Here is a 14,412-nt window from a genome sequence, read left to right on the forward strand (position 1 = left end):
CCATTTGCTGGACATATTCGTCACGAAGGCCCAATACTTCTTCCTGCGTCCCGCGCAGCACATCCGGCTCATCGTGCGGTTTAATTTCTCTTATGCGTTCTCTAAGATCGGTCAGCTCATCGCCGGAAATCCCCAGCCGGGGGCCCCGGCCGAATATCTGGATCTCCGGAATCTCGATGTGCGGGACCACCACCTCGGGCACGCGGATGGTGCGGCCCAGGATGCGGGCCTGCCGCTCCTCCAGCGTCACCTCCACCGAGCGGGTCTGGCCGTTCCGGCTCACTTGCAAGCTCACCTTGCGTCCGACCGGGGTCTCGCCCACCAGCCGGCGCAACTGGGCGGCGCTCCGCACGCGCTCGTCGGCAAACCCCAGGATGACGTCGTTCGCCTGCAAGCCGCCCTTGGCCGCCGGGCTGTCTTCCTCCACCTATGGACCGGAAGAAACCTTCAGGATGCTGGGGTCGCACCCTCATCTGGCCGTTATCCTGGCGTTAGCCATGGTCATTACCATTACCGTCATCTCTTATGCTTATTCCCGCATCATCGAACACTTTCCCTTGGGCGGGGGCGGCTATGTGATCGCCACCTCTCTTTTAGGCAGGCACGCGGGGTTGCTTTCCGGCTCTGCCTTGGTGGTGGACTATATTCTGACCATTTCCGTATCCATTGCCGCGGCCACCGACGCTTTTTTCAGCTTCCTGCCCATCGAATACCAGATTTTTAAATTCCCGGTCGGCCTGGTTGCCATCGCGGGTCTGGCTTTGCTTAATTCGCGGGGCGTTAAAGAGTCCATTAAAATCCTTGTGCCTGTTTTTTTGGCGTTTTTGGTCACGCATGCGATTGTCATCGGCGGGGCCATTCTCCTCAATATCGGGCAATTCCCTCAGGTCGGCCGGGAAATTCAATTAGGCTTTAAAAATGATTTAGCGGCCATCGGCTGGGCCGGCATTCTGGCGATTTGCCTGCGCGCCTATGCCTTCGGCTGCGGCACATACACCGGCATCGAGGCGGTTTCCAACGGTTTGGCCATCATGCGGGAGCCCAAAGTGGAAACCGGCAAAAAGACCATGTTCTACATGGCGACTTCCCTGGCGATCACAGCTTCAGGGTTAATCCTGGCTTATCTTTTGCTGAATATTCGCCCGCTGGAGGGGAAAACCATGAATGCGGCGTTAACCCAGGGTTTTGTTGATGCCGTTTTGGGGCCGGGCAGCAATCTGGGTTCGTGGTTTTTGATGGCGACATTAATCGCTGAAGCCGCGCTCCTTGTGGTGGCGGCTCAGGCCGGGTTTATCGACGGTCCTCGCGTGATGGCCAATATGGCCCTGGATTCTTGGCTGCCTCGCCGCTTGGCCAGCCTTTCCGACCGGCTGACCATTCAAGACGGCGTTCTTTTTATGTTTGTGGCTTCGGCCGCAACCATGCTTTATGCCCACGGGCATACGGTAACCCTGGTGATCATGTATTCCATCAATGTGTTCATCACGTTTACGTTGAGCCAAATGTCCATGATCCGGTTTTGGCTCGCGAAACGAAAGCTTTACAAGGACTGGCACCGCAAAATAACGATTCACGTGATTGGTTTTATCATGTGCTTGACCATTTTGGCGATCAACTTATATGAGAAATTTTTCGAGGGCGGATGGGTCACCATCGCGATTACGGCCAGCCTGATTGCCGTCTGCGTGCTGATTAAGCGCCATTACAATGCGGTGCGAAAAAACCTTTCCCGGCTTGACGAGATTCTTACAAATTTGCCCGGCGCTCCCGAGGCAGCCGCGCCGGCCTTAAACCCTAAGGCGCCGACGGCCATCCTTATGGTCGGCGGCTACGGCGGGCTGGGCATGCACTCGCTGTTGACCATCCAGCGGCTGTTCCCCAATTACTTCAAGAATTTTATTTTCGTTTCCATCGGGGTCGTGGATTCCGCCGTTTTCCAAGATGTCGGGGTGGTTGACGAGGTCCGTGAAACAACCAAAGAGTTGCTTGATCGCTACATGGAGACCGCCAAGCGTTTGGGCTTGGCGGCTGATTCCAGGATGGCGGTCAGCACGGATGTTTACGACGAAGCGGAACGCGTTTGCCTGGAGATCGCCAAAGAATACCCAAGGTCCATTGTCTTCAGCGGCAAGTTGATTTTCCAGAAGGAGACTTTTTTCGACAGAATCCTTCATAACGACACGGCCTACGGCCTGCAGCGCCAACTGCAGTTTGCCGGTTTAAATACCATGGTCCTGCCGGTGCGTGTTTTGGCGCCCGCAGCCCCGGCCGCCGCCCCCTCTTAACATGGAAGCCCAAAAAATTTATACCCTGGAGCAGTTGCGCCTGCGCCATCCCAACGCCTATAAGTCCTGGACTCCGGAGGAAGACGCCGAGCTTCTGAAGCAGCGTCAAAATGGGCTGGCCGTAAGAGAACTGGCCGAGCTCTTCGGCAGGAAGCGAGGGGCTATCTCCAGTCGCTTAAAGAAGCTATTGGAAACGCCGGAAGAGTCGCTCGAACAGGAACCTTCCGGCCATCAGCCGGTGGATGAGCGGCCGAAAAAGACAACGGTGATGACCCGTCTAAGTCCGACTCCCATTTTTCTTCTGACCCAGGATCAAGAAAAAGCGCGTGAGGCGATTGACGCCTGGAGGCGGTCCGCTTCAAAACAGGTGCTGACCCTGGGCGGCTATGCCGGCACCGGCAAAACAACGGTGATCGCCGAAACCGTCAAGCGCTGGTCCAAGCGGCCGCGCGTCGCTTTCTGCTGCTACACGGGAAAAGCCGCGGATATTTTACGGGACAAGCTCGTTAAAACCGGCGCGATTAAAACCGGGGATTATTGCGGGACCATTCACGGCTTGATTTATGAAGCGGCGGGCGAGGACGCGGATGAGAAGGGAAAAATCGAGATTTGTTGGGAGAGAAAAGATTCGATTGAGGCCGATCTTCTTGTCGTGGACGAGGCGTCCATGGTATCCCGTGAGATTTGGGAGGACCTGTGTTTCTTCGGCGTGCCGATTTTAGCGGTCGGCGATCATGGTCAATTGCCGCCGATCGGCGGTAAGGGCAATTTGATGGAAAATCCGGACATTCGTCTGGAAACCATTCATCGCCAAGCCAAGGAAAGCCCGATTATCAAACTCTCCATTATGGCCCGGGAAGAGGGGAAGATTCCGATCGGCGAATATGGGCCGTCGATTGTAAAAACCGACGACGATGCCGCTTGTTGGCGTTATCCGTCGTTGGATAAAGTGATGTTTTTATGCGGCAGGAATAAAACCAGGGTGGCTTTAAACGCTCAAATCAGAGAGAGGCTCGGCCTGCATTCCCTCGAACCCGTGGCCGGTGATCGCGTGATTTGCTTGAGGAACGCCCGGCGCTTTAAGGTATTCAACGGCATGCTGGGCATCGTTCAATCAATCAAAGCTTCGGGAGAAAATTTTTACCGGACCAAAATCCGGATGGATTCCGACGTTGTCTTTAAGGGCCGGATTTCCCGCTCTCAATTCGGCCAAGAGCGCACCTTGGAATACACGGAGAACCAGGGCTGCCTTTTTGACTGGGGCTATGCGCTCACCGTGCATAAAGCTCAGGGCAGCGAAGCGGCCCAAGTCGTTCTTTTCGAGGAGCGCTTCTCCCAAATGAGCGAAGATGAATGGCGCCGCTGGCTCTACACGGCCGTGACCCGGGCTTCCCAAGAGCTGGTGATTATCGGGAATTGACTTCGTTACCCGGCGCGGTCGATGGCTTTGACCGCGAATGAAAGGCCGACGAGCGCAAATGCCCCGAAACAGATGAGTTCGATGAGCGCGACGGCCGGAGTTCCGACCCCAAGCAGGCTAAAACGCAGCACATCCACTTGCCAGGTCATGGGATTAATCCGGGCGATGACCTGAAACCAAGCCGGAAGATCCTCGATGGGATAAAACATGGAGGATAAAAACATGAGGATGATATAAGCGGCGCTGGTGAATGTGTTGAACGAGTCCATGCGCGTCATGCGGATGGCCACAATCGCGAAGAGAAAAAACCATCCGGCCGTGGTCAAGGCCACGACGCCCAGCGTTGCCGGCAGCCAGGCCCAGCGCACGTTAATGCCCAAAAAAAGGGCGCCTAATGTGATGGCCGCAAGAGAGCCGATCAAACTTAAGAGAACGTTGAAGCAGATTTTGCCCAAAAGAAATTGCCGCCGGGTGATGGGGTAAGTCAGCAGTTCATAGAAGATGCCGGAATCCTTGTCCATGAAAAAGCCCCATGAGGTGTTCATGGCGATGCCGAACGAGCTCATGGCTAAAACGCCCGCCAAAAAGAAATCCGTGTAGGAGGCGCTGATGCCCCCGATGGCCAAATCGCCGCCCATCATGCGTTCGAATCCCAGGCCGAACAGCGTCAAATAAGCCACGGGAACGAACAGGTCCCAAAATACGAAGCCGATATTGGTTCTTCGGTGCCGGTAATCCCGGTAGAATACGGCCGCGACCGCGCTCATGATTTTTGCTCCCCCACCAAATCCACGAAAATATCCTCCAAACTGGCCCCGCGTACCTCGAAATTTTTGATCGGCGCCTTGCGCGAAACAGCGGCCAGATGATCGAGCAGAGAGGTTTCCTCTTCGCCTTTAAACAGCAAATCCGCGTTTTCGCCTTCAATATTGAGCTCGGCTGGTTTAAGGTTTTGAAGAAGGCCGTTGAGATTTCCGTCCGCTTGGGCGAAGGTAATGCGCACGCGAAAGGTTTGCTTGGATAAGCGGCGCAATTCCCGCAAATTGCCCGAAGCCAGGGTTTTACCCTGATGGATGATCATGATGTGATCGCAAAGCTCCTCGGCTTCGCTTAAAACCTGAGTGGTCAGGAGAACCGTTTTGCCGTTTTTGGCTTCCCGGCGCACGCGTTCTAGAACCCGGCGCCGCATGAAGGGGTCCATGCCGGTCGTGCATTCATCGAGGAAGACGACCGGCGCATCCGTCAGGAAGATTTTGGCCACTTGCAGGCGCCGTTTTGTGCCTTGGCTTAAATCCTGAGCCATTTCCCTGGTCTTATAGCCGAGCTCGAATTCCTCCAGGATGGCGGCGATGCGTTTGCCGGCTTCCTGTTTTGGCAGTCCGTGAAGATAAGCGTAAGTTTTTAGGTTATCTTCAACCGTCAGCATGCCGTCCACTGCAGTTTGCTGTAAAACGACCGCGATATGCCGGCGCACATCGAGCGGCTGCCGGGCAACGTCGAAGCCGTGAACCAGCGCGCGCCCCGAACTCGGCTGAGTGATGGTGGTCAAAATTTTGACCATGGTGCTTTTGCCTGCGCCGTTGGGCCCCAACAGCCCGTAAATTTTCCCCCGGGGAACCGCGAAGGAAATGCCGTCCGCGGCCCGCACCGGTTCTTTTCCGGCTCCTATGTAAACCTTTTGGATATGTTCCGCTTCAATGGCGTTCATGGGGTTCATTATTGAAAATAGCCGGGGGCCCCCGAAGGCCGGAATTGCCGGCTTTCGTTAAAGCCAGGACATCGCGGCGCAGGCGTTCGATCGCTCCTTTTTCAGTGGAGAGATAATCACCTTGGTGGGGTATCCAGCACTTTTTGAGCTCAGTTAAGCTCAACACGGGTCGAGCGTTCTTTAACCCTTTGTCTATAGGAGTTCAATAAATTCCTCCAAGGTGATTTTGGCGCCCTTGAGGATTGCGTGCAATGTTCCCGGTTTGACGGGTCTTGAGCCATGGATGACAACGGTGCAGCGGCGTGATAAATCGTCGGCGTGCCTCATGTTGACATGGGAGCCGCGTTGAACCAGAACAATAAAATGGGCTTTCTTAAGAGCGCGGATGACGCGCTCGCCGGATATTTGAGGGAGCTTGCTCAAGCGCGGGCGACTTCGACTTCTTTGGTGGTTACTTCACGATCACGGGGAATGGGTATTCCGTCTTTTTTCAAACCCTCCAAGTGAACCACGATAGCTTCTTTGATGTTTTCCAGGGCTTCCGTTTCGGATTCTCCCTGGCTGGCGCATCCGGGCAAAGCAGGAACATAGACCGAAAAACCGCCCATTTCAGGGTCCGCTTCTAAGACGACATGGTATCGATTGAGTTCCATATTCATTTAAGATTACCCCTCAAAACCGCTCTTGTCAACGAGAGTCGGGACATTAAAATTATAGATCAAACGCTTCACCGTAGCGTGGTAAACGAACGTTATCGTACCCCTTCTTTTTGAGATCATCGGCCAGGGCTTGGCGGTTTTTTTGATCCCCATGGACTAAAAAAATGTTTTTCGGTTTGGGGTTGATTTGCCGGATGAACCGGAGAAGATCATTCTTATCCGCGTGAGCGGAAAAGGCTTGTATTGACTTGATTTGGGCCACCACCTCGTGCCAGAGCCCGAAAATTCGAACTTTGTGTTGGCCTTCCGACAGGCGCCGGCCGAGCGTTCCTTCGGCCTGGTAGCCGACCATGACGACGACGGTGTTGGGATCGTTGATATTGTTGCGCAGATGGTGGAGGATGCGGCCTCCTTCGCACATGCCGGAAGCCGAGATGATGATATAGGGACCCTCCAATTCGTTCAATTTTTTGGAATCCTCAACGGAGCGGGCGTATCGGACCAATTCGGCCGGGATGGCTTGTTCCGCCGGCCGGGCCGATCCCCAATTAAATTTGATGTCCTTGGCGTAGCGTTTGAAAAGTTCGGTGATATTGATGGCCATAGGGCTGTCCAAGTAAACGGGGATGGAGCCGATGCGGCCCGTGATGCGCAGCTTGGTCAAAACAAAGAGAATTTCCTGAGTGCGTTCCAAAGCGAAGCTGGGGATCAGGACTTTGCTTTTATCCCGGATGGCTTGTTCGATCGTGGCCGCGAACCGGTTTTCGCCCTCGGATAAATCCTCATGGCCGCGTCCGCCGTAAGTGCTTTCGATTAACAGATCATCGACGCGAGCCGGCGGTTTGGGCGGGTGCATGAGTTGGCTTTCCTGACGGCCTAAATCGCCCGTGAACAAAAGAACGCGTTTTTGGGCGCCTAAAGCCGCTGTTAATTTGATCATGGCCGAGCCCAGCACATGCCCGGCATCCAATAATTGGGCCTCAACGCCGTTTCCTGCGGCGAATGTTTCGCCGTATCCGTAAGTTTTAAAAAGCCGCAATGTTTTTTGCGCGTCCTCGATTTCATAGAGGGGGTCGATGCGTTCGCCGTCGTCTTTATGGATTTTATTGAAGAAGCGCGCATCTTCCGTTTGTAAATAGGCGGAATCCTCAAGCATGATTTCGCAAAGATCGCGGGTGGCCGGCGTCGAATAAATGGGGCCCGAGTAACCCAATTTGGCCAAAACCGGCAGGCCGCCGCTGTGATCGATATGCGCGTGGCTTAACAGGACGCGATGAACCGATGAAAGGGGAAAGGGCAATTCCCTGTTTTTGAGCAGCGCTTCTTTGCGATGGCCTTGGAAAAGCCCGCAGTCGAGCAAAATGCCGGCCTGAGGCGTTTCAACGAGGTGGCGCGAACCGGTCACCTCGTCAACACCGCCGAAAAAACTCAGTTTCAGCGCAGGAGGATTGGGCACAACCCCCTTGTTATAGAAATAAAAACAACGGTCCGTCGATTATTCGTCCGACGAATCAGCCGGCGTAACTCGATATTTAATTCATGCTACGATTGAGGGCATGAGAAAATTGGCCGGTTATTTTTTTCAGGGGCTGTTACTAGTCGGTCCTTTTGCGGCGACCGTTTACATTCTTTATGTGACGGTTTCCTTCTTGGACGGTTTATTGCCCGTCGGCTTGCCGGGATTGGGACTGCTGATCATTATCGGCCTGATCACTCTGTTGGGTTATTTGGGTTCTTTGTTTATCGCCAGGCCGTTTATCACCCTTTTTGAAAAAATTGTGGAAAAGACGCCGTTGGTCAAAATTATTTACACCGCGGTCAAGGATTTGATGACCGCTTTTGTGGGTGAAAAAAAGCGTTTCAGCGAACCTGTTTTAGTCACGGTCGGCAAAGACAGCGGTTTGCAAAAACTGGGTTTTATCACGCAAAAGGATTTGTCTGATTTGGGCATCAAGGGCAAAGTCGCGGTTTACCTGCCCCATTCCTATAACTTTTCCGGCAATCTCTTCATTGTGCCCAAGGAGAACGTGATGCCTTTGGATATTTCAGGCGCTGAAATCATGAAATTTATCGTTTCCGGCGGCGTCACCCGGCTCTAGAGCCGGATCGGTCTAGGCCGGGGTTATTTTTCAGCCAGGAAGGGATATCGGTAATCGGTGGGGGGGACGAAGGTTTCTTTGATCGTGCGCGGGGACACCCAGCGCAGGAGATTGAGCGCGCTGCCCGCCTTGTCGTTGGTGCCCGAGGCCCTGGCCCCGCCGAAGGGCTGCTGCCCGACGACCGCGCCGGTTGGTTTGTCGTTGATGTAAAAATTACCGGCGGCATGGGTCAATGTTGCGGCGGCTTTCAAAATGGCTGCCCGGTCCGCCGCGAAAATGGAGCCGGTCAGGGCATAAGGCGAGGTCCGGTCGCAGAGCTTCAGCGCGGCGTCGAATCCGTTATCCGGGTACACATGAATGGTTAGCACCGGGCCGAAAATTTCTTCCACCATGGTTTTAAATTTTGGGTCTTGGGCTTCGATGACCGTGGGTTGGATGAAATAACCGGAGGACTCGTCCGTTTTGCCGCCGTAAATAATTTTGGCGTCTTTTTTGGCGGCACGGACAAAATCAATATAGGCTTTGATGCTGTCGTAAGCGGGTTTGTCGATGACCGCATTGATGAAATTCGTGGAATCTTCAACCGGACCCATTTTCATGCCGGCCAGCTGTCCCAGAAGATTGGATTTTATTTTAGGCCACAAGGATTTGGGGATATAGGCGCGGCTGGCCGCCGAACATTTTTGGCCTTGGTATTCGAAGGCGCCCCTGGCCAGGGCCGTAGCCACGGCTTCGGGCTGGGCGCTCGGATGAACCATGACAAAATCTTTGCCCCCGGTTTCGCCTACGATGCGCGGGTAGCTTCTGTAGTTGCGGATATTGGCGCCGATAGTGGACCACATATCCTGGAAGGTGCCGGTTGAGCCGGTGAAGTGGATGCCGGCCAAATCCGGACTGGCTAAAACCGGGTTGCCGACTTCGCCGCCTGAGCCCGCCACCATGTTGATGACCCCGTCGGGGAGCCCCGCTTCCTTGAGAAGCTGCATGATGAAATGAGCGGTGTACACCGTGGATGAAGCCGGTTTCCAGATTACGGTATTGCCCATGATGGCCGGCGCCGTGGGCAGATTGCCGGCAATGGAGGCGAAGTTAAAAGGCGTCACGGCGAAAATAAAGCCTTCCAACGGCCGTTGCTCCAGGTAATTCCACATCCCGCGCGAGGAAAGAGGCTGCTCTTCGTAGATTTTTTGCGCAAAATGGGCGTTGAAGCGGAAAAAGTCGATCAATTCACAGGCCGCGTCGATTTCCGCTTGAAAAACGTTTTTGGACTGGCAAAGCATAGCCGCTGCGTTGAGCGTCGAGCGCCAGGGTCCGGCCAACAGGTCGGCGGCTTTAAGAAAAATCGCGGCTCGCGCATGGAAAGGCATGGCGGCCCAATCGGATTTGGCGGATTTGGCGGCGTTAATGGCCAGAGCCACTTCCTTGGACCCGGCTTTGTGGAAGCGGCCCAGCAGATGACGGTGATCGTGCGGCGCGCGGCAATCGGCCAATTTTCCGGTTTGGATTTCTTTGTCGCCGATATAAAGGGGGATATCGATTTTTTGCGAACGAAGTTCGGCCAACTTGTTTTTTAAATCTTGGCGTTCGGGGCTTTTGGGCGCATAAGCCAATATCGGCTCATTAACCGGCGGCGGAACGCTGATGCGTGCATTCATGAGAGGAATTATCATAGAAAACTAGGCCCTAGGGTAAAAAGTTATTATCAGGAAATGAGAAAAATTCCGGCTTTGAAAACGGTTCTGTTTTTGTTGTGCTGCGCATCCGTCCGGGCCGAAATCGAGCCGGCGGTCGTTGTGAACATCCCGCAGCCCGTGGGTTTGACCATGGGCGAAAGCTGCCGGGCGGATATTCGTTTTCATATCGCTCCCGGATTCCATATTCAGGCGAATCCTGCCAGCGAAAAATTTTTGATCGCGGCAGAACTGAAAGTCGGCTCAACGACGGGAGTTCAGGCCGTCAAGGTCATTTATCCATCCGGCAAGCCGTATCGTTTAAAAGGCATCAATAAGCCGCTTTCCGTTTATGGAGGGGATTTCAGCGTTGGTTTGATCCTGACGGCCCACCCGTCGGCCAAGCCGGGGGCAAGCGAACTCAAAGGGAGTTTTCGGTTTCAAGCCTGCGATGAAAAAACTTGTCTGTTCCCCGATAAAATTTCCGTGATTGTGCCCGTCCAAGTCTCCAAGGCGTCAAAAGCGCCGCCGGAAAACAAGAAGAATCCTAAACCCTGCGTATCCGCAGCAGCGATCAAACGCGACAGCGATGATCCATAACAACCGGGCAAAAAAATTGTTCGCAGCCGTCGCGGCGGCGTGTTCCCTTTTTCTTCAAGCCTGCCGTCAAAGCGCGCCGCGTACCCCGGAAGAATTGGGCCGGGGCGCTTACTTTAGCTTCAATTGCAATCGTTGCCATCGCATCGGGCATATGGGCAATACGGATGCCCCGGATTTAACCTTTGTGGGCTTCAGGCACACGAAAGAATGGCTGGATTTGTGGATGCGCGATTCAAAATCCTGGAAAAAAGATACGGTCATGCCTGATTTTCATTTGGAACCCGTGACCCGAGAAAATTTGGTGGCTTATATGGCTAGTTTAAAGGGCCAGGGTTTGGAGGGGGAGCGGCCGTGGAATGAAGCGAAATTGCTCAAGGACCCGGTCAAGCGCGGGGCTGTGCTGTACGAGCGTTTAGGCTGTGCTGCCTGCCATGGGCGCAATGGGCAGGGGGGTTACCCCAATAATAATGTGGCCGGCGGCAAAATTCCGGCTGTGATTTATGCGGCGGACGGCTATTCGAGAGAGGAGTTGGCGAATTTAATCCGAAAAGGGCGCCGTCCGGAAAAAGAAAAACCGGATGGCCTCGAACCCATGATCACCATGCCGGCCTGGGGCGATATATTAAGCGACGATGAGATCGGCGCTTTGGCGGGATACCTGTACTCTCTTCGCCCGCCGATGAGCAAGGAAGACCAGTGGTGAGGCTTAAGTTCAGACCTCCTGACATAACCCTCGCGAATTTGTTGCACAAACCATTTTTTAAAATCTAAAATTCTTGTTCTTCCGAATTTAGAACAAGAAGGGGGGATTGAATATGGCGCAAGAAGGTCTTTATCAAAATATGGAGCTGATCCTGCGTTGGCTGCATGTGATTGCGGGCATCACCTGGATCGGGCATCTTTATTTCTTCAATTTGGTCAATGCGGTTTTGCAGGGTATTTTGGATGACCCCACCAAAAAAGCCGTCAACCCTAAGTTGATGCCCAGGGCGTTGTGGTGGTTCCGCTGGGGAGCCATGGTGACGTTCGTGGTCGGCCTTCTTCTCTTCACGATGATTTACATGTACACCCCGGGTTTGGGTTTCGGTCCCAGCGCCGCTTTCTCCACCGGGGACGGGCTCACTCAGCGCGCCGTTTGGATTCTTCTGGGCATGTTATTGGGCACGATCATGTGGTTCAACGTATGGTTTGTGATCTGGCCGGTCCAGAAAAAAATCCTTTCCGGCAAAGCCTCGCCGGAAGAATTGCCCGTCATTAGGAAACGGGCCGGGCTTTTTTCCCGCGTCAATACCTATCTATCTGGCCCCATGCTTGTGGGCATGCTGGCCGCCCAGCATTACGGCGCTTTTAATACGCTCACCCTGATCGTGTTCTCCGGGGTGACCCTGCTGGCGGTCTGGGGCGCGATCAGCTCCTCAAGCAAAGTCGGAACTTCGGTTTAACGCTTCTTTACCCTTATTGACGTACGCGGGTAGAGCCCCTACACTAGTAATGTGGCCCGATCCCGTTGTTACAGTTTATTTTTAACAAGCCTTGTTTTCGTATTGGCCGCAGGCTTGATTCCGGTTGACGCTGCGCCGACCCGCGATGATCCCGTCTGCAGCGATGATTGGCAGGAAAACCAACGCGGCAATTGCGTGTTTGAAACGGATATGTTTTCCGGACAGCAGGAGCGATATTTTGTTCATCGAGGGGGCTGGTTGGTTAAGCCTTCCTGTTTTGAGCGTTTCGGCCGCCGGCAATTCGAAGCGGCGCTGACCGCCGCCTGGAAAAAATTTCATCCGCAATTCGGCTTGTCGCAAGGTGGTTGCCTGGCCCATTTTAATCCGGCTTGGGGGGAGGAGCTTTTAGGGCGCATTTGGCATAAGCGCATCGTTATCACTTGCCAGGAAGCGGACGGCGATGCCTGCGCCCGCCGCCGGCCTCAAGAAGGTTATATCACGGATTTCGAAGGCAACTTGAGGCATATACCCGAACTTTATAATCTCATATCGATCGAAAGCGTTGAAGGCTGCATGATCAAGGGCAGTTCGGGCTTAGCCGGCGTTCTCTTTCACGAAACGTTGCATGCCTTGGGGGAAGATAATCTGCCCAGAGAAAGCCACAATAGGGCCTGGGCGCGGCCTCAATTAGAGTTTGTTCAAGATAGGATTTATGGCGCCGAGGCCGTATGTTTTTTCGGCGTTCGTCCCGAGCTCAGGCGTTTTGTGAACATCAGTCAGTGCCGCAATATCGCCGCGGACGAGCCCGATGATCTTTGCGATGATTTTGACACGTCCTACAGCGATTCCATGCCGCCGGGGTTCTTGAAACACTAAGCGGATGCAGCGCGTTCGGGTTTTATTGTTGTTGGGCCCCGAGAAAATTCTGCAGAAACATCCTGAGCGGTTGATTGTTGGGGTTGATTTGAATCGCTCTCTGCCACATCTCAACGGCTTTGTCTTTGAGACCCAGGGCGAAATAAGAGGAACCCAGGCGTTCGTAAGCCAGGGCATTGTTGGGATCGAGCTTGATCGTATCCTCGCAGGCTTTGGCCGCCAAATCAAAGCGGCCTTGACGGAAATACCGGTCCGCTTCCCCTAATTTGGCGCCCACATTGGCGGCCGGAGAAAGCAAGGGTTTGGACTTCTCTTCTTTCCTGCCGGATTCATCCGCGATCGTGTCATGCACGCGGCGCAAACCTTCGTCCGCGGGATCGATGGAAATCGCCTGACGCAACAACAGAAGCGCTCCTTCCGAATTGGCTTCGACGTAATCGGAAAGGCCGCGCACCGTGTAAACGTATTTTTGCTTGGCGGCTTCGGGCGAGTCCTTGCTCGGGCGTTTTAATTCTTCGCGGGTCAGCCGCAGGTAGGCGATGATATTGGCCAGCCTTTCCTTGCGGGCGATCAACAGAACATCGGTCGGATTAAAGACCAGGGCCTTGTCCATCAGTTTGAAGGCGCGCAGGAATTTGCCTTCGCGGTAAGCTTGCACGGCTTTCTCCATATAAAGCCGGGACAAGTCCTTCCTTTGGCGTCCCCGGTCTTTGCCGAACCAGAAACCCAGGGAGAAGCGGTTTGAATTGCCTAATTCATGCATCAGGATCGCGTAGTCCAATTGAACGTTTTGATAGCGGAAACCGAGCCCGCCGGTTGTCTGCCCGGTGGCGCCCATGCCCAGGCGCAGGGAAGCGGGTCCCAAACCGTATTCCACGCCCGCTTTGATAGCCCCGGTTTGCTGCTCGAATTGTCCGGAAACCTTGAGGGCCCCCTCGAAGAGCCCGTAACTGGCGCCTAAGGCCACATTCAACGGCAATTCGTCATCCGTGCCCGCGGCCGCGAAAAACACATCCCGCATCACCACGCCCACTTCGCCGAATTTGAACGCCCTGTAATCCGCGGCCAAGTCGAAGGACATCAGCGAGGAGGAGGCGCCGGGCAAAGTCCTGGTCAGGTATTTCATATTGCCGCCCAAAGAAAACGAAGACCCGAATTGATTGCCGTAAGACAGGGCAAAGCCGTTGGAGCCGAAGCTGTAATTGCCGACCAAATTGTTGTTTTCGTCCCTTTGTTCCACGCCCCCGATGCCCAGGCGCACGATGTTTAAGCCGATGGTCCCGGCCGCGATGGTGGGATAAGCCCAACCCATGTAATCGTAGGCGCCGCCTTCAAAGAGCCCGGCGTGCAGGAAATTGAAATTCATTCGTCCGACATAGGAAAGCCGAGCCGGGTTCCAGTAGCCGGCCGTGGCGTCGTCGGCGAGTTCCAGGGACGCGTTGGCCAATCCCAGGGAGCGCGCGCCCGCGCCGAATGTCCAGATATCTCCGGCGCTGCCGCCTAATTCCTTGGCGGATAGAGGCATGCAGAATAGGAGGGTTAACGTCAATAAGAGACGGACGGAAATTCCGTCATTGCGAGGGCCCACGTGGCCCGTGGCAATCTCATCGATAGACATTCTCTTAATGAGATTGCTTCGCCCGGGGCTCGCAA

The 14,412-nt window shown here is 54.4% G+C and carries 16 protein-coding genes; 7 read left to right on the top strand and 9 right to left on the bottom strand.

The annotated features are described in order from the left end of the window. The coding region (locus HYT79_04580) for a PDZ domain-containing protein (GenBank protein ID MBI2069859.1) at positions 1 to 427 on the bottom strand (427 nt) is incomplete at its 3' end. On the opposite strand from HYT79_04580, the gene HYT79_04585 reads away from it, so the two are divergent. Together HYT79_04585 and HYT79_04590 are read left to right on the top strand one after the other, a co-directional pair. Beyond that, complete coding sequence (locus tag HYT79_04585) at positions 402 to 2,285, top strand: amino acid permease (protein ID MBI2069860.1); 1,884 nt, start codon at positions 402 to 404, stop codon at positions 2,283 to 2,285. The two genes, HYT79_04580 and HYT79_04585, sit on opposite strands and share 26 nt — an antisense overlap. A 1-nt stretch (position 2,286) precedes the next feature. After that, positions 2,287 to 3,705: an AAA family ATPase gene (locus HYT79_04590; GenBank protein MBI2069861.1), complete on the top strand. Its 1,419-nt coding sequence runs from the start codon at positions 2,287 to 2,289 to the stop codon at positions 3,703 to 3,705. 5 nt (positions 3,706 to 3,710) lie between these two features. On the opposite strand, the gene HYT79_04595 is transcribed toward HYT79_04590, so the two are convergent. From HYT79_04595 to HYT79_04620, 6 genes are read right to left on the bottom strand one after another with little or no spacing between them, the layout of a single operon-like run. Further along, positions 3,711 to 4,472 carry an ABC transporter permease gene (locus HYT79_04595; GenBank protein MBI2069862.1) on the bottom strand — a complete coding sequence of 254 codons (762 nt, stop codon included), beginning with the start codon at positions 4,470 to 4,472 and terminating at the stop codon, positions 3,711 to 3,713. Then, the gene (locus HYT79_04600; GenBank protein ID MBI2069863.1) at positions 4,469 to 5,413 is read right to left on the bottom strand and encodes an ABC transporter ATP-binding protein; all 945 of its coding nucleotides are present in this window, start codon (positions 5,411 to 5,413) and stop codon (positions 4,469 to 4,471) included. The genes HYT79_04595 and HYT79_04600 overlap by 4 nt, the downstream gene beginning before the upstream one ends. Continuing rightward, positions 5,400 to 5,579, bottom strand: a complete 180-nt coding sequence (locus tag HYT79_04605) for a hypothetical protein (protein MBI2069864.1) — start codon at positions 5,577 to 5,579, stop codon at positions 5,400 to 5,402. Before HYT79_04605 ends, HYT79_04600 begins: the two co-directional genes overlap by 14 nt. Before the next feature lie 26 nt (positions 5,580 to 5,605). Then, the gene (locus HYT79_04610; GenBank protein ID MBI2069865.1) at positions 5,606 to 5,836 is read right to left on the bottom strand and encodes a type II toxin-antitoxin system HicA family toxin; all 231 of its coding nucleotides are present in this window, start codon (positions 5,834 to 5,836) and stop codon (positions 5,606 to 5,608) included. Next, the gene (locus tag HYT79_04615; GenBank protein ID MBI2069866.1) at positions 5,833 to 6,066 is read right to left on the bottom strand and encodes a type II toxin-antitoxin system HicB family antitoxin; all 234 of its coding nucleotides are present in this window, start codon (positions 6,064 to 6,066) and stop codon (positions 5,833 to 5,835) included. The genes HYT79_04610 and HYT79_04615 overlap by 4 nt, the downstream gene beginning before the upstream one ends. Positions 6,067 to 6,124: 58 nt before the next feature. Beyond that, positions 6,125 to 7,528, bottom strand: coding sequence for an MBL fold metallo-hydrolase (locus HYT79_04620; protein MBI2069867.1), 1,404 nt, complete (start codon positions 7,526 to 7,528; stop codon positions 6,125 to 6,127). Positions 7,529 to 7,628: 100 nt separating this feature from the next. Between HYT79_04620 and HYT79_04625 the strand changes: the two genes are divergently transcribed. Continuing rightward, positions 7,629 to 8,171 (top strand): DUF502 domain-containing protein, encoded by a 543-nt coding sequence (locus HYT79_04625; GenBank protein ID MBI2069868.1) that lies wholly within the window; start codon positions 7,629 to 7,631, stop codon positions 8,169 to 8,171. A gap of 23 nt (positions 8,172 to 8,194) precedes the next feature. Here the strand turns inward: HYT79_04625 and pruA are convergent, their stop codons facing one another. After that, positions 8,195 to 9,826, bottom strand: a complete 1,632-nt coding sequence (gene pruA, locus HYT79_04630) for an L-glutamate gamma-semialdehyde dehydrogenase (protein ID MBI2069869.1) — start codon at positions 9,824 to 9,826, stop codon at positions 8,195 to 8,197. Between the two features lie 54 nt (positions 9,827 to 9,880). Between pruA and HYT79_04635 the strand changes: the two genes are divergently transcribed. The 4 genes from HYT79_04635 to HYT79_04650 all read left to right on the top strand — a co-directional run bounded on the left by HYT79_04635 (position 9,881) and on the right by HYT79_04650 (position 12,759). Next, positions 9,881 to 10,441: a hypothetical protein gene (locus HYT79_04635; GenBank protein MBI2069870.1), complete on the top strand. Its 561-nt coding sequence runs from the start codon at positions 9,881 to 9,883 to the stop codon at positions 10,439 to 10,441. Next, positions 10,431 to 11,144 carry a c-type cytochrome gene (locus tag HYT79_04640; protein MBI2069871.1) on the top strand — a complete coding sequence of 238 codons (714 nt, stop codon included), beginning with the start codon at positions 10,431 to 10,433 and terminating at the stop codon, positions 11,142 to 11,144. The genes HYT79_04635 and HYT79_04640 overlap by 11 nt, the downstream gene beginning before the upstream one ends. Positions 11,145 to 11,256: 112 nt before the next feature. Continuing rightward, the gene (locus HYT79_04645) at positions 11,257 to 11,883 is read left to right on the top strand and encodes a urate hydroxylase PuuD (protein ID MBI2069872.1); all 627 of its coding nucleotides are present in this window, start codon (positions 11,257 to 11,259) and stop codon (positions 11,881 to 11,883) included. 51 nt (positions 11,884 to 11,934) lie between these two features. Then, positions 11,935 to 12,759, top strand: a complete 825-nt coding sequence (locus tag HYT79_04650; protein ID MBI2069873.1) for a hypothetical protein — start codon at positions 11,935 to 11,937, stop codon at positions 12,757 to 12,759. A gap of 22 nt (positions 12,760 to 12,781) precedes the next feature. On the opposite strand, the gene HYT79_04655 is transcribed toward HYT79_04650, so the two are convergent. Then, on the bottom strand, positions 12,782 to 14,377 hold the full coding sequence (locus HYT79_04655) for a tetratricopeptide repeat protein (protein ID MBI2069874.1): 1,596 nt from the start codon (positions 14,375 to 14,377) through the stop codon (positions 12,782 to 12,784). Positions 14,378 to 14,412 lie beyond the last annotated feature (35 nt).

The sequence above is a fragment of the Elusimicrobiota bacterium genome, from assembly GCA_016180815.1.
Classification (GTDB): domain Bacteria; phylum Elusimicrobiota; class Elusimicrobia; order JACQPE01; family JACQPE01; genus JACPAN01.

What these genes read in the sequence shown, in the direction of transcription:
- HYT79_04635 (MBI2069870.1), top strand. Translation starts at nt 9,881, where the DNA reads ATGAGAAAAATTCCGGCTTTGAAAACGGTTCTGTTTTTGTTGTGCTGC.
- HYT79_04655 (MBI2069874.1), bottom strand. Translation starts at nt 14,377, where the DNA reads ATGTCTATCGATGAGATTGCCACGGGCCACGTGGGCCCTCGCAATGAC.
- HYT79_04600 (MBI2069863.1), bottom strand. Translation starts at nt 5,413, where the DNA reads ATGAACGCCATTGAAGCGGAACATATCCAAAAGGTTTACATAGGAGCC.
- HYT79_04625 (MBI2069868.1), top strand. Translation starts at nt 7,629, where the DNA reads ATGAGAAAATTGGCCGGTTATTTTTTTCAGGGGCTGTTACTAGTCGGT.
- HYT79_04640 (MBI2069871.1), top strand. Translation starts at nt 10,431, where the DNA reads ATGATCCATAACAACCGGGCAAAAAAATTGTTCGCAGCCGTCGCGGCG.
- HYT79_04615 (MBI2069866.1), bottom strand. Translation starts at nt 6,066, where the DNA reads ATGGAACTCAATCGATACCATGTCGTCTTAGAAGCGGACCCTGAAATG.
- HYT79_04590 (MBI2069861.1), top strand. Translation starts at nt 2,287, where the DNA reads ATGGAAGCCCAAAAAATTTATACCCTGGAGCAGTTGCGCCTGCGCCAT.
- HYT79_04645 (MBI2069872.1), top strand. Translation starts at nt 11,257, where the DNA reads ATGGCGCAAGAAGGTCTTTATCAAAATATGGAGCTGATCCTGCGTTGG.
- HYT79_04595 (MBI2069862.1), bottom strand. Translation starts at nt 4,472, where the DNA reads ATGAGCGCGGTCGCGGCCGTATTCTACCGGGATTACCGGCACCGAAGA.
- pruA (MBI2069869.1), bottom strand. Translation starts at nt 9,826, where the DNA reads ATGAATGCACGCATCAGCGTTCCGCCGCCGGTTAATGAGCCGATATTG.